Here is a 17,779-nt window from a genome sequence, read left to right on the forward strand (position 1 = left end):
CGACCCGCTGGAATTGCAGCAAAAACTAGCCGGGATTGCCTAAGGCGCCGTTAACCCAGTCGTCACAGTTTCCTGAGCGCCACTTCCTCGACCAGATGATTGGCGCCCTTGCGCAGGATGAGGTCGGCGCGCGCCCGTGTCGGCACGATGTTCTCGCGCAGGTTTTTCAGGTTGATGTTGGCCCACAAGCCTTCCGCAATGGCGCGCGCGGCGTCTTCCGAAAGCTGCGAATAGCGGTGGAAGAAGGAGTCCGGATTGCGGAAGGCCGTCTCGCGCAGCCGCATGAAGCGGGCGATGTACCATTGGTGGATCAGCTTTTCGTCGGCGTCGATATAAATGGCGAAATCGAAGAAATCCGACAGGAACGGCACTATCTTGCCGTCCTTCGGCAATTTGCCGGGCTGCAGAACGTTGATGCCTTCGAAGATCAGAATGTCGGGCCGGTCGATGGTGACGAACTCGCCGGGAATGACGTCATAGGTCAAATGCGAATAGACGGGCGCGCGGACATTGCGCTGCGCCGACTTGATGCCCGAGAGGAAACGCAGCAGCGCACCGACATCGTAGCTGTCGGGAAAGCCCTTGCGCTCCATCAGATTGTCTCGTCGCAACACCTTGTTGGGCAGCAGGAACCCGTCGGTAGTGATGAGATCGACCTTGGGGCTCGACGGCCAGCGCGCCAGAAGCTCCTTCAGCACGCGCGCCGTGGTCGATTTGCCGACCGCAACCGAACCGGCAATGCCGATGATGAACGGTGTCTTGACCACATCCAGCGCGTTGAAGAAGGCCTGGCGCTGGCGAAACAGCAACTGGCTGGCCTCGACATGCGCCGAAAGCAGCCGCGAGAGCGACAGATAGATGCGCTTGACTTCTTCCAGGTCGACCGGATCGTTCAGTGAGCGCAGACGGTTGATCTCGTCTTCGCCCAGCGTCATCGGCGTGTCGGCGCGGAAGTTCGACCATTGCTCGGCCGAGAAGAAACGATAGGGGGAATATTTCTCGGTCGGAGCGAGCTGGTCCATCGAGTTCCTGCCCTCTAGAGCATGATGCCGAAAAGTGTGAAGCGGTTTTCGGGCGACATCATGCTCCCTCTATCAATTTAGAGACGGATTCAGATTTAAGGCCTCGGCCCGAAATCATCCGGCTCTAGCGGTCAGCCTTTCGGCCGGGATGCCTTTTCAGTGACGCCCGAACGGCCGGTGCGGCCCTCAAGCTCCTTCAGCACCTCGCCCAGCGAAACGCCGGCCATGCCAAGCACGACGAGCCAATGATATATGAGATCGGCACTTTCGGAAACGAGGGCTTTCTCGTCGCCCTTGACGGCGGCAATGACGGTCTCGACTGCCTCTTCACCAAGCTTCTGCGCCGCCTTGTCGATGCCTTTGGCGAACAGTTTTGCCGTCCACGAGTCCGGGTCGCCGGAACGGGCGCGTTCGCCAATGATCGTTTCCAGATCGGACAGCGAAAATTCAGCCATGGCGCAGCCTACAGCCTTTGTGGAGTGGATTGAACCGGATAGTCCAGCCGCATCGGCAGCCCGGCCTCGGCCATATGCGCCTTGGCTTCGGCAATCGTGTAAGTGCCGAAATGGAAGATCGAGGCGGCGAGCACGGCGCCGGCATGGCCGTCGCGAATGCCCTCGACCAGATGATCGAGCGTGCCGACGCCGCCCGACGCGATCACCGGCGCGCGCACCGCATCCGCTATCGCGCGGGTCAGCGCAATGTCGTAACCGGCCTTGGTGCCGTCGCGGTCCATCGAGGTCAAAAGAATCTCGCCAGCGCCGCGATCGACCATTTTTCGCGCGAACTCGACCGCATCGATGCCGGTCTTTTCGCGGCCGCCATGGGTGAAGATCTCCCAGCGGCCGGGCTCTTTCGGCGCCGACACCCTCTTGGCGTCGATGGCGACGACAATACACTGGTTGCCGAACTTGTCGGCGGCTTCGGCGACGAAATCGGGATTCTTCACCGCCGCAGTGTTGATCGACACCTTGTCGGCGCCGGCCAGCAACAGTTTGCGGATATCGGCGACCTGGCGCACGCCGCCGCCGACGGTCAGCGGCATGAAGCATTGTTCGGCGGTGCGGGCGACGACGTCGAAGATGGTTTCACGGTTGTCGGACGACGCGGTGATATCGAGAAAGCAAAGCTCGTCTGCGCCGGCCGCGTCATAGGCTTTGGCCGCCTCGACCGGATCACCGGCATCGATGAGGTCGACGAAATTGACCCCCTTGACGACGCGGCCGTTCTTGACGTCGAGGCAAGGGATGACTCGGGCCTTCAGCATCAGCCCTTCTCCATCGTCGCCAGCAACTCGCTGAGCAGTTCGCCGACCAGCGGCGGAACCTCGGCCTGCGCATCGAACGCCGGATCGTAGGCGGAAATGGTGATGCCGGAAATCGGCAGCAGGCCGGCCATGCCGCAGACAGCCTGGCGCAGCTGTTTCGGCTCCGGGCCGCCGGGCGTGGTGTAACGGTTGGCCTGCAGCGCCCCGGGGTCGTGCACGTCGAGATCGAGATGCAGGTGCACCCGCTTCGCATCCGGCGCCTTCAGCCTGCCGCACGCCGTGGCCCAGTCCGGGCATTCGGTGCGGATGACCGGCAACGTCTTCAACAGCTCCGTTTCGGCCGGATCGAGATCGCGCGCGTTGACCAGCACGCAGCGCGCCGGATCGATCGGCCTGAAGCCGGGGATGGCCGAGGCCATCGGCTTCCAGCACAGGCCGAGAACCGTGGCCAGCGCCATGCCATCGAGAAAGCCGAAGATGGACGTCTCCGGGGTGTTGAGATCGCCATGCTGGTCGGCCCAGATGATCGCATCGGCATCCTCGCCGGCAACCGCACCGGCCGATGTCAGGCAATTGCCGGCCAGCACGATGGGAAACCGGCCGCGGTCTATGGCGATGCGGACCTCGCCGGAGAGGGCACCGCACACGGCAAAGCCGGTGGCGATCTCGCGCTGCTGTTCGTCGCCAACCCTGCCGATATCGGTGACGACGACGTCATGCCCGGAGAGCGTCAGCGCGTCGACAAGCCCGCCGGCGATAAGTGCATCCGGGCCTCGGCCCATGCCGCCGTGATAGTGGCCACTGTCATAGGATGCCAGGATGATGGAGATTTTCACGGCCGGGTCTCCATCGCCTTGCCCTGCAGCACCGCAAGCGCCTCGGCCGGGTCGATACGCCCGTCATAGAGCGCGCGGCCGGAGATGGCGCCTTCCAGTTTCTTCGCGTCGGGCATGGTCATGCGCACGATGTCGGCGATCGAAGCCAGCCCGCCCGAGGCGATGACCGGGATCGAGACCGCGTCGGCGAGATCGATCGTGGCATCCCAGTTGATGCCGGTCAGAACGCCGTCTCGGTCGATGTCGGTGTAGATGATGGCGGCAACGCCGGCGCCTTCGAATTTCTGCGCCAGTTCGATGACGCCGAGGCTGGAAGCCTCGGCCCAGCCTTCGACCGCCACCTTGCCGCCCTTGGCGTCGATGCCCACGGCGATCTTTCCAGGAAATTCCTTGCAGGCTTCCCGGACCAGGTCGGGATCGCGCACCGCCACCGTGCCGAGGATGACGCGGGCCAGCCCGCGGTCGAGCCAGTCCTCGATCTGCGCCAGCGTGCGGATGCCGCCGCCGAGCTGCACCGGGTTTTTCGTCGCCTTGAGGATGGCGCCGACCGCCGCGCTGTTGACGCTCTGGCCCTTGAAGGCGCCGTTGAGGTCGACGACATGCAGCCATTCAAACCCTTGCTCTTCGAAGGCCTTGGCCTGGGCCGCAGGGTCGTCATTGTAGATGGTCGCGGTCGCCATATCGCCGTGCTTCAGCCGCACGCACTTGCCGTCCTTGAGGTCGATGGCCGGAAACAGGATCACCGTTCAGACCCCTTCCACAATGGCGAAATGCGAGGTCGAATAAGCGCGCCGGAATTTCAGCGCTGCCTGGTATTCGGGAGAATGGAAGCAAGCCAGCGCGACCTCGTAGCTTTCGAACTCGACGATCACATGGCGATTGCCGGATGGCCCTTCCGGGCTTGACGACTGACCGCCTCGCGTCAGGAATTTCGCGCCGTATTTGTCGAACGCCGCTTTGTTGGCGGCGATGTATTTCGGATAGTTTTCCGGATCGGTCACATCGACCATCGCCATCCAGTAGCCCTTCTTGCTCATCTCAAGGCCTCCAGCGCAGGAAGTTGGTGATCAGTGCCAGGCCGAGCGCCTGGCTCTTTTCCGGATGGAATTGCGTGCCGGCAAGGTTACCGCGCGCGACCGCCGCCGTTACCGGGCCGCCATAATCGGCGACGGCCAGCACTTCGTCCGGCCTTGTCGCGTCGAGATGGTAGGAATGAACGAAATAGGCGTGCAGACCCTTAGGCCCGGTCGCAATACCCGAAAACAGCGGGTGCTTGCGCTCCAGATCGATGGTGTTCCAGCCGATTTGCGGGATCTTCAGTGCCGGATCGGCGGGCGTGATCTCCTTGACGTCGCCGGCAATCCAGCCGAAGCCCTTGGTCACGGTCTTTTCCAGGCCGCGCTGCGACATCAGCTGCATGCCGACGCAGATGCCGAGGAACGGCCGCGCCTTGGCGATCGCTACCTCTTCCACCGCTTCCCACATGCCGGCGACGCCGCGCAGGCCCGCCGCGCAATCGGCATAGGCGCCGACGCCGGGCAAAACGATTCGGTCGGCGCTGCGCACCCGCTCGGCGTCGGCGGTTAGCTCAATGGCAGCGGCAATGCCGGCTTCATGCGCGGCGCGCTCGAAGGCCTTGGTGGCCGAGCGCAGATTGCCCGACCCGTAATCGATGATGGCAACCCGCATCTCAGGCTTTTCCCGGCGTATGGCTCAGGCCCAGCGTCAGCCCGGTCTGCGTCGGCCGGGCCAGGCTGGCGTCCGGCACGATGCGCGGCAGCGGCGCCGGCTCGTCGGCAAGCGCCTGGGCGTCCAGTGTCTGGCGGATGTCGGCATCGTCAGGATTGTCGGCTTCGACGACGCCCCATTCATGCCAGCCGCGGCGGCGCAGCGCTGCGATCCGCAGCCCTTGGCCTTCCAGCCCGATATAGAGCGAGACCAGTAAAGACAGTGCGGAGCCGGCCCAGTCCAGTCCCAGCCATTGGCCGAGCACCGAGATGAGCCCCATGGCGACGAAGGCGAGCGCCGCCTCGATCCACAGCCTGTGCCAGGCGAGCCACAGCGGCGCCACCAGGAAAGCCAGCCAGGAAAAACCGTCGCGGACCAAAACGGTTGCGTCGGCCGCCTCGGTGCGGCCTGGCGGTTCCATCACGACATAGATGGCCATCAGCCTACCCTTTCAGAGATCCCTTGGTGGAGGGAACCGCTTCCGGCTGGCGCGGGTCGCGCTCCAGTGCGAAACGCAGCGCGCGCGCCACCGCCTTGAAGCAGGTCTCGGCAATATGGTGATTGTTGGCGCCATAATGATTGGTGACATGCAGCGTGATACCGGCATTCTGCGCCAGCGCCTGGAAGAATTCACGCACCAGTTCGGTGTCGAACGTGCCGATCTTGGGCGACGAGAAGGCGACATTCCAGACCAGGAACGGACGGCCCGACACGTCGATCGCGGCCCGCGTCAGCGTCTCGTCCATGGCAAGGTCGACAGAGGCGTAGCGCATGATGCCGCGCCGCTCGCCCAGCGCCTTGGCCAGCGCCTGGCCGATCGCAATGCCGGTGTCCTCGACCGTGTGGTGGTCGTCAATGTGCAGGTCGCCCTTGGCCTTCACCGTGATGTCGATCAGCGAGTGGCGCGACAGCTGGTCCAGCATGTGGTCGAAGAAGCCGACGCCGCTCGACATGTCGGATTTTCCGGTGCCGTCGACATGGACCGAGACGCTGATCTCGGTTTCCTTGGTCTTGCGGCTGACTTCGGCGGAACGGGACGCCATGACCTTGTCCTTGGCTGAGGGGTTCGAAACTCAAGACGGGGTTCCAAGCTGTCATTTGCTTGAAAACGAAAGCCTTCTAGCAGCATGATCCGGCGATTGCCAGTTGCGATGCGGACAGCCACCGGCCATGGCGGACGCCGTTTGCAATCACCCGCCCCATGCATACATATGGCCGATCGAAATCACTCGTACCGCGCGCCAATCGCCTTATCGGGATCGCGCGAATCGGAGCTAAAAATGTCGAATGAACTGAGCATGCACGCCACGACCATCGTGACGGTGCGCAAGGGCAACAAGGTGGTGATCGCCGGCGACGGCCAGGTCAGCCTTGGCCAGACCATCATGAAAGGCAACGCCAAAAAGGTGCGCCGCATCGGCAAAGGCGGCAATGTCATTGCGGGTTTCGCCGGCGCCACGGCGGATGCTTTCACCCTTCTGGAGCGGCTGGAAGCCAAGCTCGAACAATATCCCGACCAGTTGACGCGCGCCTGCGTCGAGCTCGCCAAGGACTGGCGCACCGACCGTTATCTGCGCCGGCTGGAAGCGATGATGCTGGTGGCCGACAAGTCGGTTTCGCTGGCGCTCACCGGCACCGGCGACGTGCTGGAGCCCGAATTCGGCGTCATGGCCATCGGTTCCGGCGGCAACTATGCGCTGGCCGCTGCCCGCGCGCTGATGGACAGCGACAAGGATGCCGAGGAGATCGCCCGCAAGGCGATGCAGATCGCCTCCGACATTTGCGTCTACACCAACAACAACTTTGTTGTCGAAACGCTCGATGCCGGCTAACCCGCTGGTGCTCTATGATTTTCGACCGGTTACCGAAAAAGACCTGCCGATGATCGCCGGCTGGCTGGCCGAGCCGCATGTCGCCGAATGGTGGGACGATCCGGAGACGGAAATCGCCGAAATCCGGGAGCACATTGACTCTATTTCTGTAGAGCCGCTGATCGTCGAGCTCGAGGGCAGGCCGATCGCCTATCTGCAGAGCTACGATCCGCATCTGGAAGAGGACCATCCCTATGCCGACCAGCCGTTCGGCACGCTCGGCATCGACCTGTCGATCGGCGTGCCTGACCTGGTTGGCAAAGGTCATGGCTCGGCGATCGTCAGGCAATTCGTCGAGCAACTGTTCGAGGAAGGCGCGCCGCGCGTCATAATCGATCCGCATCCCGGCAATGGCCGTGCCATCCGCGCTTATGAAAAGGCCGGATTCCGCGTCATTGATCGCAGGCACTCTAGATATGGCGACGCCGTGCTGATGCTGTCGATGGCAAAGAGAGCGACGTGGAAGAAGGGGAATGAGTTGATGGCGACACCGGGCACTGCCAAAAATTACTCGGCCTACGAAGACAGCTGGCGGATGGGGCTTCTGCTCGTGCTCGCTCTGCTCATCTTCCAGGCCGGTGCGCTTTACGGCATGGGCCGCACGCCGATCTGCACCTGCGGTTACGTCAAACTCTGGCACGGTGTGGTGAACAGTTCGGAGAATTCCCAGCATATTTCCGACTGGTACACCTTCTCGCACATCATCCACGGCTTCCTGTTCTACGCCTTGGCCTGGTTCCTGTTCCCGCGCTCGCCAATCGGTCTGCGCCTGGCTTTCGCCGTCGTCATCGAGGGAGGCTGGGAACTCCTGGAAAACAGCCCGTTCATCATCGAGCGCTACCGCGCCGGCACCATTTCGCTGGATTACTATGGCGATAGCATCATCAATTCGGTGTCCGACACGCTGGCCATGGTGCTGGGGTTTGTGATGGCCAGAAAGCTACCTATATGGAGCATCGTCGGCCTCGCCCTCATCTTCGAACTGGGTGTCGGCTACCTCATCCGGGACAATCTGACGCTCAACGTGATCATGCTGCTGCATCCGTTCGAGTCCATCAAGCAGTGGCAAAGTGGAATTCAGTGATATGACCACCTTCTCTCCCCGTGAAATCGTTTCGGAACTCGACCGCTTCATCATCGGCCAGAAGGACGCCAAGCGCGCCGTGGCCATTGCCTTGCGCAACCGCTGGCGCCGCCAGCAGCTGGAAGGCCAGATGCGCGAAGAGGTGATGCCGAAGAACATCCTGATGATCGGCCCGACCGGCGTCGGCAAGACCGAGATCTCGCGCCGCCTGGCGCGACTCGCCGGTGCGCCCTTCGTCAAGGTCGAGGCCACCAAGTTCACCGAAGTCGGCTATGTCGGCCGCGATGTTGAGCAGATCATCCGCGACCTGGTCGAGATCGCCATCGGCCTGGTGCGCGAGAAGATGCGCGAGGACGTGAAGGCGCGCGCGCACCTCAATGCCGAGGAGCGCGTGCTGGAAGCCCTGGTCGGCAAGACGGCGAGCCCGGCGACCCGCGATTCCTTCCGCAAGAAGCTGCGCGACGGCGAGCTCGATGACAAGGAGATCGAGATCGAGGTTGCCGACACCGGCACCGGCGGCATGCCCGGCTTCGAGATCCCCGGCATGCCGGGCGCTAATATCGGCGTGCTCAACATCAACGACATGCTGTCGAAGGCGATGGGTGGCAAGAAGACCAAGGCGCGCAAGACGACGGTCAAGGAGTCCTACGCGCTGTTGGTCAACGACGAGTCCGACAAGCTGCTCGACCAGGACGAGGTGGTGCGCCGGGCGCTCGACGCGACCGAAAATGACGGCATCGTCTTCCTCGACGAGATCGACAAGATCGCCTCGCGCGAAGGCGGCATGGGCGCCGGCGTCTCGCGCGAAGGCGTGCAGCGCGACCTGCTGCCGCTGATCGAAGGCACGACGGTGGCGACCAAATACGGACCGTTGAAGACCGACCACATACTGTTCATCGCCTCGGGCGCCTTCCATGTCTCCAAGCCGTCCGACCTGTTGCCGGAATTGCAGGGCCGCCTGCCGATCCGTGTCGAGTTGCGGGCGCTGGAGAAGGACGATTTCATTCGCATCCTCACCGAGACCGAGGCCAGCCTCATCAAGCAGTATATCGCGCTGATGAAGACCGAAGGCGTCGACCTCACCTTCACCGACGATGCCATCGATTCGCTGGCCGGCATCGCTGTCGACCTCAACGCTAGCGTCGAAAACATCGGAGCGAGACGCCTGCAGACGGTGATGGAGCGCGTGCTGGACGAGATCTCCTACGACGCGCCCGACCGCAACGGCACCAGCGTCGCCATCGATGCCGCCTATGTGGAAAAGCATGTCGGCGACCTCTCGCGAAACACAGATTTGTCGCGATTCATCCTTTAAACGAGGGCGCCGGTTCATCCGGCGCCGGTATTAGAGCGCCGCGCGTCCTTTGGACACGCAAAGGTCGCTCTAGCAGTATTGAATCGACGCATCGGCCCAAAAATCGGTTTGGATCTTTGGGCCGATGCTTAGGCAACAATCCGGCTAACAGGTTGATGTGTGGCCGGATGGTATCATCGGGCCACCTTTCGTCTTGCCGGCTGCAAGGGCGCTCTCGACTCAACCCGGAGCACTCCCTAATTTGCGCGGCAATTCTCTAGACGCAATTCCGGACGGAAAACCGTTTCACACTTTTCCTGGAATTGCTTGGGCGGCGGCGCATGAAAAAACTGATCCTTGTCATTCTCGGCTTGACGCTGGCGGCGACGCTGTTCTCGGCTGACGCGGCGACATTGGTGCCGGCGGGCAACCGCAATGTCGTGCAGCCTGACATACCGGGCGCCTCCAGCCGCCGCACCCAGGCCACCAACACCACCTTCCAGGCCAAATACCGCAAGGTCTACGCCTTGCTTCAGAACGACGCCGAACTGCGCGCCAAGATCAGGAAGGCCGCCGCTGCCTACGGCATCAATCCTTTGCACATCGTCGGCGCCATCGTCGGCGAGCACACCTACAATGTCGACGCCTACGACCGGCTGCAGACCTACTACGTCAAGGCGATTTCCTACCTCTCCAGCAAGCTGTCCTTTGCCTATGACGGAGAGGACATCACCGATTTCGTGCAGCGGCCGGAATTCAAGAAGTGCACGATGTCGGACAGCTACGACCTGTGGGAATGCCGCGAGCAGGTGTGGAACCGCTCCTTCCGCGGCAAGACCGTCGGCGGCACAAGCTTTCCCAACGACCGCTTCGGCGCAACCTTCTTCCAGCCCTACTATGCCGGCCAGACCTTTGGCCTCGGCCAGCTCAACCCGCTGACCGCGCTGCAGATGAGCGATCTCGTGCACAAGGTGTCGGGGCTGCCCGAGCTCGATGTCGGCGATCCCAATGGGGTCTACAAGACCATCATGGATCCAGACCTGACATTGCCCTACGTCGCAGCGACGATCAGGAAGTCGATCGACGCCTACAAAAACATTGCCGGCTTCGACATCTCAGGCAATCCGGGGCTGACCGCCACGCTCTACAATGTCGGCAATCCCGAGCAGCGCGCCTATGCGCTGAAAGCAGAGAACGACAAGCGCCGCGCCGCGGGTGAGACGGTCAAACTGCCCGAGGAGAATTATTACGGCTGGCTGGTCAACGACAAGCTGGACGAGCTGAAGGCGCTGTTTTAGGGCTGGGGCCCTTTACCTCCCCCTTGTGGGGAGGTCGGACCAAAGGTCCGGGTGGGGGTCGGTGCCGCACCCCCGCCCCGCTGCTTCGCAGCGACCCTCCCCACAAGGGGAAGGGTAAAACTTACGCTGCCAGCAACGACTTCAGCTTCACATCCGGCGACCCCAACGCCTCCGGCGCGGGCTGTGCCCGTTTCGCGATCAGCATCTCGGCCAGCCTGATGTCGCGCGCCACGGCATTGCCCGTACCGAGGCCGCTCGCCGCCACCAGCCTGCCATCCTCGGCCAGATGAAACAGAATAAAAGCACCGTCGCCGAGATCGCGGCGGACCGTGCTTTTGCCCTCGTCCGAAAGGCCGGCGATCTGCAGCGACAAACCATACTGATCCGACCAGAACCATGGCACCGCGGCATGCGCTTCGCGGGCGCCCAACATGTTCTTCGCGGCCAGCGCACCCTGTTCCTGCGCATTGCGCCAGGCTTCCAGCCGCACCCGCCGGCCAGCATAGACAGCGAGCGGAAACGAGCAGCAATCGCCGGCGGCGAAGATGTCGGGATCGATTGTTTGGAGTTCGCCATTGACGGCGATGCCGTTATCGACGGTCAGGCCCGCTTCCGCGGCAAGCCCGGTCACCGGCACGGCGCCGATGCCGATGACGGTGAGATCGGCGACGATGTCCTGCCCATCGGCGAGCATGATGTGCACCTCAGCGCCGTCGTCGGCGATATCAGCGATGCCCTGACCGGTGAGCACGGTGACGCCTTCGGCCTCATGCGCCTGATGGATGATTTCAGCGATCTCCGCCGGCACGCCACGCATGAGGATGCGCGGCTGCGCCTCAATGACCGTGACGCTGGCCCCGAGCTTGCGCGCCGAAGCGGCGAGCTCCAGGCCGATAAAGCCACCACCAATGATGGCGATGCGGTTTGCCGGGCTGAGGTGGGCGCGAATGGCCAGCGCGTCGGCAAAGGTGCGGAGGTAGACGCAGCGCGGCCCCAATCCCGGCATCGGCAGCTTGCGCGGCGTCGAGCCGGTCGCCAGCAGCAGCTTGTCGTAGGGCAGGGCCGAACCGTCCGACAGCCGCACCATATGCGCCGGGCGGTCGATCGCCACCGCTTGAACGGAATGGATATGCCGGATCGATTTCTCGGCCAGAATTTCGTCGCTGGCGATCGTCTTGATCTCGGCCGCGTCGCTCGTCATTGCGTCCTTGGACAGGGGCGGCCGCTCATAGGGCAGATGGGGTTCGTCACCCACCAGCGTCACCGGCCCGTCATAGCCCAGTTCGCGCAGAGCAAGGGCTGCCCGCCCGCCGCACTCGCCGGCGCCAATGATGACCATTCCCGCCTGCATGGTCCTACCCGATCTGGATCAGCACTTTGCCGGCCTCGACCTTTACCGGATAGGTGGCGAGATTGACGCAGACCGGCGCGCCGCGTGCCGCCCCCGTCTTGTAATTGAAGCGGCCATTGTGCTTGGGGCACTCGATGATGTCGTCCATCACCAGCCCGTCGGCCAGATGCACCTTTTCGTGCGTGCACAGGCCATCGGTGGCGAAGTAGTCGTCATCGGGGCTGCGGTAGATGGCGAAGGTGCGGCCGCCATGGTCGAAGCGCATCACATCTTCTTCGTCGATGTCGCCGGCAGCACAGGCTTCGATCCAGTCGCTCATGTGTTCCTCCCAAAAGCAATTCCAGGAAAAGTGCGTTGCGGTTTTCCGTTCGGAGTTGCGTCAAAACAAAAGCTTAATCGCGCGATCATTCCGCCGCGGCGGCGACGGCGTCGTTTTGGAGTTCCTCGCGATAGGGCCGCGCCGTCGGCGGCAGTTCGCGCTTGAGGAAATAGTCCTCGTTGCGCAGCTGGCGCAAAAAGGCCGGGATCATCTCACGATAGCCCGCCAGGATCGACGGCGTCGGCGCCGGCAGATCGTGCTTGATCAGCGCATGCAGTTTAGGCAGTGCATGATAGGGCACCATCGGGAACATGTGGTGTTCGACGTGATAGTTCATGTTCCAATAGATGAAGCGGCTGACCGGGTTCATGTAGACGGTGCGGCTGTTCAGCCGATGGTCGACGACATTTTCCGCCAGCCCGCCATGCTGCAGCAGGCCGACCATGACATGGTGCCAGGCGCCGTAGAGCCGGGGCAGCCCGACCAGCATCAGCAGCAGCCATGAACCGAAATACAGTGCGATCGCGATGGTGACGGCATAGATCGCCGTCCAGATTCGGGCGATGCGAATGGCTTTAGGCTGCTCCTGTTCGGGGATAAAAGTCTTTTCCGCCGCGCTGATATTGCCGGCGGCGTTGCGCAGCATGTCCGACATCGCATGCCAGGCATCCAGCACGCCGATAAAGCCAAGCGCAACGCGGAACAGATCCGGCGGCCGCATGACGGAGATTTCCGGGTCGCGGCCGACGATGATGGTGTCGGTGTGGTGGCGGGTGTGGCTCCAGCGCCAGGTCACCGGATTGCGCATGATCATGAAGCAGGCGATCTGGTAGACGGCGTCGTTCATCCATTGGGTGCGGAAGGCGGTGCCATGGCCGCATTCGTGCCAGCGCGAATCGGTCGACGAGCCGTAGAGCACGCCATAGACGAAGAAGAACGGCACGCACCACCAGCTGCCCCAGAACCAGGCGCCGCCGGCGGCACTCAGGATCAGCGCGGCCAGCCAGATCGCGGTGTCGCGGATCGCCGGACCGTCGGAGCGCTGCATCAGCTCCTTCATCTGCTTGCGCGGAATATCGGTATGATACCACTCGGCCGCCGCCAGCCCGGTCTCGACGGCGAGCTTGGAATCGCGGCCGATCAGGCTGTAGTCGCGCCGAAACGGTGGTGTGGATAATGTCGCTTCCATAGGGCTGCCTCCGTCGGCCACAGCATCCGTCAGGACGGATATGTCCATTACAGGCGCTTGTGTCCGAGCGCAAAATAGCGCCATGCGGTGATAGTCTCAATATCACAAAGATAGTTTCTATCATTTTCCATCAGAACGATGTAAGCAGTTGCAGGCACTCATGCGGGACAGTCATGGCAAAACGGCCAACCATCACCGATCTGGCGCGCATCTCCGGCGTTAGCGTCGCCACTGTCGACAGGGTGCTGAACAACCGGCTGCCGGTGCGCGAGGAAACCGCGCGCCGCGTCTATGAGGCGGCGACCGGCATCGGCTACCACGCCGCCGGGCTGATCAAGCGGCGCATGCGCCAGGAATTGCCGGAATACCGCCTCGGCTTTCTGCTGCTGCGGGGCAATGATGTTTTTTACGGCGATTTCGCGAGGGAGCTAGAAATGGCGGTCTCGCAATCGCAGCGCTTCCGCGGCGTCGCCACCATCGATTTCGCCAGCTCGCTAGCCGCCGACGAGATCGCCGCCCAGATGCGCAAGCTGGCAGCGAAATCCAGAGCAATCGCCGTTGTCGGTCCGGACCATCCGACGCTGACGGCGGTCGTGGAGTCGCTGAAAGCGAGGGGGCAACCTGTCTTCTCGCTGCTGTCCGACTTTGCCGCTGGCATCCGTGAGGGATATGTCGGCCTCGACAATCGCAAGGTCGGTCGCACCGCGGCCTGGATGATCGCCAGGGCGGCAAAGAACCCCGGCAAGGTCGCCCTTTTCGTCGGCAGTCATCGCTTCCACGGCCATGAACTGCGCGAGATCGGATTTCGCTCCTTCTTCCGCGAACATGCGCCGGACTTCACGGTGATGGAAACGCTGGTCAATCTGGAAGCCAACCAGGTCACCCACGATGCGATGATCGATCTCCTGGTGCGGTATCCGGATCTTGCCGGCTGCTATGTCGCCGGCGGCGGCATGGAAGGCGCGGTCTCGGCGCTGCGCGCAGCGAAGCCCGCAAACATGCCGGTGGTCGTCTGCAACGAGATCAACGCCGAATCGCGCGCGGCACTCGCCGACAACATCCTGACAATGGTGATCTCGACGCCGCTCGCCGCCTTGTGCCGCGAGCTTGTCGACCTGATGGCGCATTCCATCGAGGCCGGCGCCGCCAACGCGCCGGGCCAGACCTTTCTGCCCTTCGACATCTATCTGCCGGAAAATATCTAACGCGTTGCCGCGCCGACCCGTTCGGCGTGGGCTCTCCGGCGATGATAGAATCTATCAGATTCCGCCTTCAGACTCGGCCTGGGCCGCTGTCGGCCTTGATTCGGCGTGAAATTGCGGCGCGGCGACCGAAAATCCGCTTTCCGACTTAGGAATCGCTCTTGACGTCTCGCGAAAAAATGGAATAAATATTTCATCAGATTGGTATTTTGGTTCTTTCGTTCCGGAACATCTGTTTCAAACTGGGAGCCTGGCGTTCCATCCCTTGGACAAAACGCCATACGGAACAGGAAGGCATCAGGGAGCGATTCCTCGGGCTATCGGGGATTCCGGGTAGATCGGTGCAGCCGGACACCAATGTGGAGGAGAAACACAATGAAGAAACTGATTTTGGGCGTCGCCTTTGCGGCGCTGATGAGTTCGTCCGCTTTTGCCGCCAAGGTCGGCGTGTCGATGGCCAAGTTCGACGACAACTTCCTCACCGTGCTGCGCAACGGCATGATCGAGCAGGCCAAGGGCATGAGCGGCGTGGAACTGCAGGTCGAGGACGCGCAGAACGACGTCGCCAAGCAGCTCGACCAGATCAAGAACTTCGCCGCCTCGGGCGTCGACGCCATCATCGTCAACCCGGTCGATACCTCGGCCACGCAGGCGATGTCGGACGCCGCCGCAGCCGCCAAGATCCCGTTGGTCTATGTCAACCGCCAGCCGGTCAATGTCGACACGCTGCCGGACAACCAGGCCTTCGTCGCGTCGAACGAGGCCGATTCCGGCACGCTCGAGACCAAGGAAGTCTGCCGCCTGTTCACCGAGGCCGGCAAGAAGGAAGCCAATGTCTATGTCATCATGGGCGAGCTTTCCAACCAGGCCGCCGTGCAGCGCACCAAGGACATCGAAGAGGTGATCGCCACGCCGGAGTGCAGCTTCATCAAGATCATCGACAAGCAGACTTCGAACTGGAACCGCGACGAAGCGCAGAACCTGATGACCAACTGGCTGTCAACCGGCAAGCCGTTCGACGGCGTCATCGCCAACAATGACGAAAGCGCCATCGGCGCCATCCAGGCGATGAAGGCCGCCAACATCGACATGAAGACGGTCGTCGTCGGCGGTGTCGACGCCACGCAGGACGCGCTTGCCGCCATGCAGGCCGGCGACCTCGATGCCACCGTGTTCCAGGATGCGGCCGGCCAGGGCGCCGGCGCTCTGGACGCAGCGCTGAAGCTCGCCAAGGGCGAGAAGGTCGAGCACAAGGTCTACGTGCCCTTCCAACTCGTGACGCCAGCCAACATCGACAAGTTCCTGAAGAAGAACTGAGCCGGCGACTCGTTCGACTAACGGAGCGGCGCATCAATCGCGCCGCTCCCGTTTCCCTCACCGCCCTTACGTGCGGGAGGGCAAATGCCGCCTCACGGAGGACAGACATGTCACAGACATCTCATGGCGTCGGCGGGGTCAGCTATGACGCGAAGAGGCGGACATGGCCGGCCGAATTCAACGTCTTCCTGGCGCTGGTCATTCTGGTCGTCATCTTCGAAATGATCGGCCGCATCTTTCTTGGCGACAGCTTCCTGTTCAACACGCGCTACAACGTCGCCGGGATCTTCAATGAGGCCCGCCTGCAGATCATCATCCTGCAGGTGTCGATCGTCGGCATCATCGCCATCGGCGTCACGCAGGTGATCATTTGCGGCGGCATCGACTTGTCCTCGGGCTCGATCGTCGGCGCCACCGCCATGATCGCCATGAGTTTTGCCCAGGTGGCGACGGTCAACGGCAATCCCAACCCCAAGGCGATGTTCCTGGCGCAGGGCTGGACCGACCTGCCGGTCATCGTGCCGGTGCTGGTCGCCATCGCCTGCGGTCTGTTCGCCGGCCTCGTCAACGGCTCCTTGATTGCATACACGCGCATTCCGCCGTTCATTGCCACACTCGGCATGATGGTGACCGCGCGCGGCATTGCCAAATGGTGGTCCAAGGGTCAGCCGATCTCGTTTCCGACCGAAAGTTTCGCTGGTATCGGCAAGGGGCTGATGCCGGTCATCATCTTCCTGTCGCTGGCGGTGCTGTTCCAGCTGATCATGACCTACACACGCTACGGCAAGCACTGCTACGCCATCGGCTCCAACGAGGATGCCGCGCGCATGTCCGGCATCAAGATCGCCAACCACAAGATCCTCGTCTATGTCATTGCCGGCATCCTCGCCGCGCTGGCCGCCGTCGTGCTCTCCTCCAAGAACCTGACGGCACAGTCCGGCATGGGCGTCATGTACGAACTCGACGCCATCGCCATGGCGGTCATCGGCGGCGTCTCTTTGTCGGGCGGCCGCGGTTCGATCGTCGGCACCGTTATCGGCTCGCTGATCTTCGGCGTCATCATTTCCGGCTTCACCTTCCTGCGCCTCGACGCCTACTATCAGGAGATGGTCAAGGGCGTGATCATCGTCGGCGCGGTCGTTCTCGACCAATGGCGCCAGCGCATGCGGGCATTGAGGGCTTGACCATGCCAGATATCTCCACGACAGACATCGTCCTGAAGACCGAAAACCTGACCAAACGCTATGGCGGCGTCCATGCGCTGGAAGGCGCGAATTTCGAGCTGCGCAAGGGCGAGCATGTCGCCATCATGGGCGACAATGGCGCCGGCAAATCCACCTTCGTGCGCCAGATCACCGCCGTCGAGCAGCGCACCAGCGGCCAGATCTGGTTCGACGGCAGGGAAGTGAATTTTGCCGGGCCGATCGAAGCGCGCACGGCGGGCATCGAGACCGTGTTCCAGAATCTGGCGCTGGCCGACGATCTCGACGTGCCGTCGAACCTGTTCCTCGGCCGCGAAAAGGTGCTTTTCAATCTCGGCCCGTTCTCTATCCTCGACCGCAAATATATGCGCAAGGCGACCGAGGCGGCGCTGATCCGCACGGCCGTGAAAATCCCCAATCTGTCCAACACCATCCGTCACATGTCGGGCGGCCAGCGCCAGTGCGTTGCCATCGCCCGGACCGCGACCTTCGCCTCCAAGCTGATCATCATGGACGAGCCGACGGCAGCCCTTGGCGTGCAGGAGACGGCGCAGGTCGAGAACATCATCCGCACGCTGAAGGACAATGGCGAGCCGCTGATCCTGATCAGCCACAACATGCGCCAGGTGTTCGACCTGTGCGACCGCATCGTCGTCTTCCGGCGCGGCCGCATCGTCGCCAACCTGCGCAAGGAAAACACCGACGGCAACGACATCGTCTCCTACATCACCGGCGCCAAGACCGGGGAGGCGGAACTCGCGGCCTGAACAGGATGGTCATCCTGTTTTCTGGCGTGCTC

The 17,779-nt window shown here is 62.5% G+C and carries 20 protein-coding genes and 1 pseudogene; 9 read left to right on the forward strand and 12 right to left on the reverse strand.

What is annotated here, in order from left to right; genetic code table 11:
- Window positions 1-62: 62 nt before the first annotated feature.
- The 9 genes from coaA to hisB form a co-directional block, all read right to left on the reverse strand.
- Window positions 63-1,022 (reverse strand): type I pantothenate kinase, encoded by a 960-nt coding sequence (coaA, locus tag NLY44_RS23645; RefSeq protein WP_023672313.1) that lies wholly within the window; start codon window positions 1,020-1,022, stop codon window positions 63-65.
- A gap of 131 nt (window positions 1,023-1,153) precedes the next feature.
- Entirely contained in the window at window positions 1,154-1,477 is a 324-nt protein-coding gene (locus tag NLY44_RS23650; RefSeq protein ID WP_023681408.1) for a phosphoribosyl-ATP diphosphatase, read from the reverse strand.
- Between the two features lie 8 nt (window positions 1,478-1,485).
- The gene (gene hisF, locus NLY44_RS23655) at window positions 1,486-2,292 is read right to left on the reverse strand and encodes an imidazole glycerol phosphate synthase subunit HisF (protein ID WP_023739749.1); all 807 of its coding nucleotides are present in this window, start codon (window positions 2,290-2,292) and stop codon (window positions 1,486-1,488) included.
- Window positions 2,289-3,125, reverse strand: coding sequence for an arginase family protein (locus tag NLY44_RS23660; protein ID WP_023672316.1), 837 nt, complete (start codon window positions 3,123-3,125; stop codon window positions 2,289-2,291). Before NLY44_RS23660 ends, hisF begins: the two co-directional genes overlap by 4 nt.
- Window positions 3,122-3,868, reverse strand: a complete 747-nt coding sequence (gene hisA / locus NLY44_RS23665) for a 1-(5-phosphoribosyl)-5-[(5-phosphoribosylamino)methylideneamino]imidazole-4-carboxamide isomerase (protein ID WP_023672317.1) — start codon at window positions 3,866-3,868, stop codon at window positions 3,122-3,124. The genes NLY44_RS23660 and hisA overlap by 4 nt, the downstream gene beginning before the upstream one ends.
- A gap of 3 nt (window positions 3,869-3,871) precedes the next feature.
- Window positions 3,872-4,162, reverse strand: coding sequence for a DUF1330 domain-containing protein (locus tag NLY44_RS23670; RefSeq protein WP_023672318.1), 291 nt, complete (start codon window positions 4,160-4,162; stop codon window positions 3,872-3,874).
- Window position 4,163: 1 nt separating this feature from the next.
- A complete protein-coding gene (gene hisH, locus NLY44_RS23675; protein WP_023672319.1) occupies window positions 4,164-4,814 on the reverse strand; it encodes an imidazole glycerol phosphate synthase subunit HisH in 651 nt (216 codons plus the stop codon).
- A 1-nt stretch (window position 4,815) separates the two neighbouring features.
- The gene (locus NLY44_RS23680; RefSeq protein ID WP_023672320.1) at window positions 4,816-5,292 is read right to left on the reverse strand and encodes a DUF2628 domain-containing protein; all 477 of its coding nucleotides are present in this window, start codon (window positions 5,290-5,292) and stop codon (window positions 4,816-4,818) included.
- A 4-nt stretch (window positions 5,293-5,296) separates the two neighbouring features.
- Complete coding sequence (gene hisB, locus NLY44_RS23685; RefSeq protein WP_023672321.1) at window positions 5,297-5,896, reverse strand: imidazoleglycerol-phosphate dehydratase HisB; 600 nt, start codon at window positions 5,894-5,896, stop codon at window positions 5,297-5,299.
- Window positions 5,897-6,133: 237 nt separating this feature from the next.
- Here hisB and hslV point away from each other — a divergent pair, with 237 nt between their 5' ends.
- The 5 genes and pseudogenes from hslV to NLY44_RS23710 all read left to right on the forward strand — a co-directional run bounded on the left by hslV (window position 6,134) and on the right by NLY44_RS23710 (window position 10,400).
- The gene (gene hslV / locus NLY44_RS23690) at window positions 6,134-6,685 is read left to right on the forward strand and encodes an ATP-dependent protease subunit HslV (RefSeq protein WP_023672322.1); all 552 of its coding nucleotides are present in this window, start codon (window positions 6,134-6,136) and stop codon (window positions 6,683-6,685) included.
- Window positions 6,675-7,201, forward strand: a pseudogene (locus NLY44_RS23695) (GNAT family N-acetyltransferase). Before hslV ends, NLY44_RS23695 begins: the two are co-directional and overlap by 11 nt.
- 4 nt (window positions 7,202-7,205) lie before the next feature.
- Entirely contained in the window at window positions 7,206-7,808 is a 603-nt protein-coding gene (locus tag NLY44_RS23700; RefSeq protein ID WP_023687417.1) for a DUF2585 domain-containing protein, read from the forward strand.
- Window position 7,809: 1 nt separating this feature from the next.
- Window positions 7,810-9,123 (forward strand): ATP-dependent protease ATPase subunit HslU, encoded by a 1,314-nt coding sequence (gene hslU, locus NLY44_RS23705; RefSeq protein ID WP_023672325.1) that lies wholly within the window; start codon window positions 7,810-7,812, stop codon window positions 9,121-9,123.
- Between the two features lie 320 nt (window positions 9,124-9,443).
- Window positions 9,444-10,400 (forward strand): DUF1402 family protein, encoded by a 957-nt coding sequence (locus NLY44_RS23710; protein WP_023805779.1) that lies wholly within the window; start codon window positions 9,444-9,446, stop codon window positions 10,398-10,400.
- A gap of 121 nt (window positions 10,401-10,521) precedes the next feature.
- Here the strand turns inward: NLY44_RS23710 and NLY44_RS23715 are convergent, their stop codons facing one another.
- The 3 genes from NLY44_RS23715 to NLY44_RS23725 form a co-directional block, all read right to left on the reverse strand.
- Window positions 10,522-11,739 carry an NAD(P)/FAD-dependent oxidoreductase gene (locus NLY44_RS23715; protein WP_023805778.1) on the reverse strand — a complete coding sequence of 406 codons (1,218 nt, stop codon included), beginning with the start codon at window positions 11,737-11,739 and terminating at the stop codon, window positions 10,522-10,524.
- Between the two features lie 16 nt (window positions 11,740-11,755).
- The gene (locus NLY44_RS23720; protein WP_023672328.1) at window positions 11,756-12,070 is read right to left on the reverse strand and encodes a MocE family 2Fe-2S type ferredoxin; all 315 of its coding nucleotides are present in this window, start codon (window positions 12,068-12,070) and stop codon (window positions 11,756-11,758) included.
- Window positions 12,071-12,155: 85 nt separating this feature from the next.
- Window positions 12,156-13,259 (reverse strand): fatty acid desaturase family protein, encoded by a 1,104-nt coding sequence (locus NLY44_RS23725; RefSeq protein WP_031356090.1) that lies wholly within the window; start codon window positions 13,257-13,259, stop codon window positions 12,156-12,158.
- A 173-nt stretch (window positions 13,260-13,432) separates the two neighbouring features.
- Here NLY44_RS23725 and NLY44_RS23730 point away from each other — a divergent pair, with 173 nt between their 5' ends.
- The 4 genes from NLY44_RS23730 to NLY44_RS23745 all read left to right on the forward strand — a co-directional run bounded on the left by NLY44_RS23730 (window position 13,433) and on the right by NLY44_RS23745 (window position 17,747).
- Window positions 13,433-14,464, forward strand: coding sequence for a LacI family DNA-binding transcriptional regulator (locus NLY44_RS23730; RefSeq protein ID WP_023684066.1), 1,032 nt, complete (start codon window positions 13,433-13,435; stop codon window positions 14,462-14,464).
- A gap of 372 nt (window positions 14,465-14,836) precedes the next feature.
- Window positions 14,837-15,778 carry a sugar ABC transporter substrate-binding protein gene (locus tag NLY44_RS23735; protein ID WP_023684065.1) on the forward strand — a complete coding sequence of 314 codons (942 nt, stop codon included), beginning with the start codon at window positions 14,837-14,839 and terminating at the stop codon, window positions 15,776-15,778.
- Between the two features lie 107 nt (window positions 15,779-15,885).
- Complete coding sequence (locus NLY44_RS23740; RefSeq protein WP_023805776.1) at window positions 15,886-16,962, forward strand: ABC transporter permease; 1,077 nt, start codon at window positions 15,886-15,888, stop codon at window positions 16,960-16,962.
- Between the two features lie 2 nt (window positions 16,963-16,964).
- Window positions 16,965-17,747 (forward strand): ATP-binding cassette domain-containing protein, encoded by a 783-nt coding sequence (locus tag NLY44_RS23745; RefSeq protein WP_027049093.1) that lies wholly within the window; start codon window positions 16,965-16,967, stop codon window positions 17,745-17,747.
- The last annotated feature ends 32 nt before the right edge of the window (window positions 17,748-17,779 follow it).

This window comes from Mesorhizobium sp. C089B (assembly GCF_030323125.1).
Taxonomy (GTDB): Bacteria; Pseudomonadota; Alphaproteobacteria; order Rhizobiales; family Rhizobiaceae; genus Mesorhizobium.

What these genes read in the sequence shown, in the direction of transcription:
- coaA (WP_023672313.1), bottom strand. Translation starts at nt 1,022, where the DNA reads ATGGACCAGCTCGCTCCGACCGAGAAATATTCCCCCTATCGTTTCTTC.
- NLY44_RS23650 (WP_023681408.1), bottom strand. Translation starts at nt 1,477, where the DNA reads ATGGCTGAATTTTCGCTGTCCGATCTGGAAACGATCATTGGCGAACGC.
- NLY44_RS23670 (WP_023672318.1), bottom strand. Translation starts at nt 4,162, where the DNA reads ATGAGCAAGAAGGGCTACTGGATGGCGATGGTCGATGTGACCGATCCG.
- hisH (WP_023672319.1), bottom strand. Translation starts at nt 4,814, where the DNA reads ATGCGGGTTGCCATCATCGATTACGGGTCGGGCAATCTGCGCTCGGCC.
- NLY44_RS23680 (WP_023672320.1), bottom strand. Translation starts at nt 5,292, where the DNA reads ATGGCCATCTATGTCGTGATGGAACCGCCAGGCCGCACCGAGGCGGCC.
- hisB (WP_023672321.1), bottom strand. Translation starts at nt 5,896, where the DNA reads ATGGCGTCCCGTTCCGCCGAAGTCAGCCGCAAGACCAAGGAAACCGAG.
- hslV (WP_023672322.1), top strand. Translation starts at nt 6,134, where the DNA reads ATGTCGAATGAACTGAGCATGCACGCCACGACCATCGTGACGGTGCGC.
- NLY44_RS23700 (WP_023687417.1), top strand. Translation starts at nt 7,206, where the DNA reads ATGGCGACACCGGGCACTGCCAAAAATTACTCGGCCTACGAAGACAGC.
- hslU (WP_023672325.1), top strand. Translation starts at nt 7,810, where the DNA reads ATGACCACCTTCTCTCCCCGTGAAATCGTTTCGGAACTCGACCGCTTC.
- NLY44_RS23710 (WP_023805779.1), top strand. Translation starts at nt 9,444, where the DNA reads ATGAAAAAACTGATCCTTGTCATTCTCGGCTTGACGCTGGCGGCGACG.
- NLY44_RS23715 (WP_023805778.1), bottom strand. Translation starts at nt 11,739, where the DNA reads ATGGTCATCATTGGCGCCGGCGAGTGCGGCGGGCGGGCAGCCCTTGCT.
- NLY44_RS23720 (WP_023672328.1), bottom strand. Translation starts at nt 12,070, where the DNA reads ATGAGCGACTGGATCGAAGCCTGTGCTGCCGGCGACATCGACGAAGAA.
- NLY44_RS23725 (WP_031356090.1), bottom strand. Translation starts at nt 13,259, where the DNA reads ATGGAAGCGACATTATCCACACCACCGTTTCGGCGCGACTACAGCCTG.
- NLY44_RS23730 (WP_023684066.1), top strand. Translation starts at nt 13,433, where the DNA reads ATGGCAAAACGGCCAACCATCACCGATCTGGCGCGCATCTCCGGCGTT.
- NLY44_RS23735 (WP_023684065.1), top strand. Translation starts at nt 14,837, where the DNA reads ATGAAGAAACTGATTTTGGGCGTCGCCTTTGCGGCGCTGATGAGTTCG.
- NLY44_RS23740 (WP_023805776.1), top strand. Translation starts at nt 15,886, where the DNA reads ATGTCACAGACATCTCATGGCGTCGGCGGGGTCAGCTATGACGCGAAG.
- NLY44_RS23745 (WP_027049093.1), top strand. Translation starts at nt 16,965, where the DNA reads ATGCCAGATATCTCCACGACAGACATCGTCCTGAAGACCGAAAACCTG.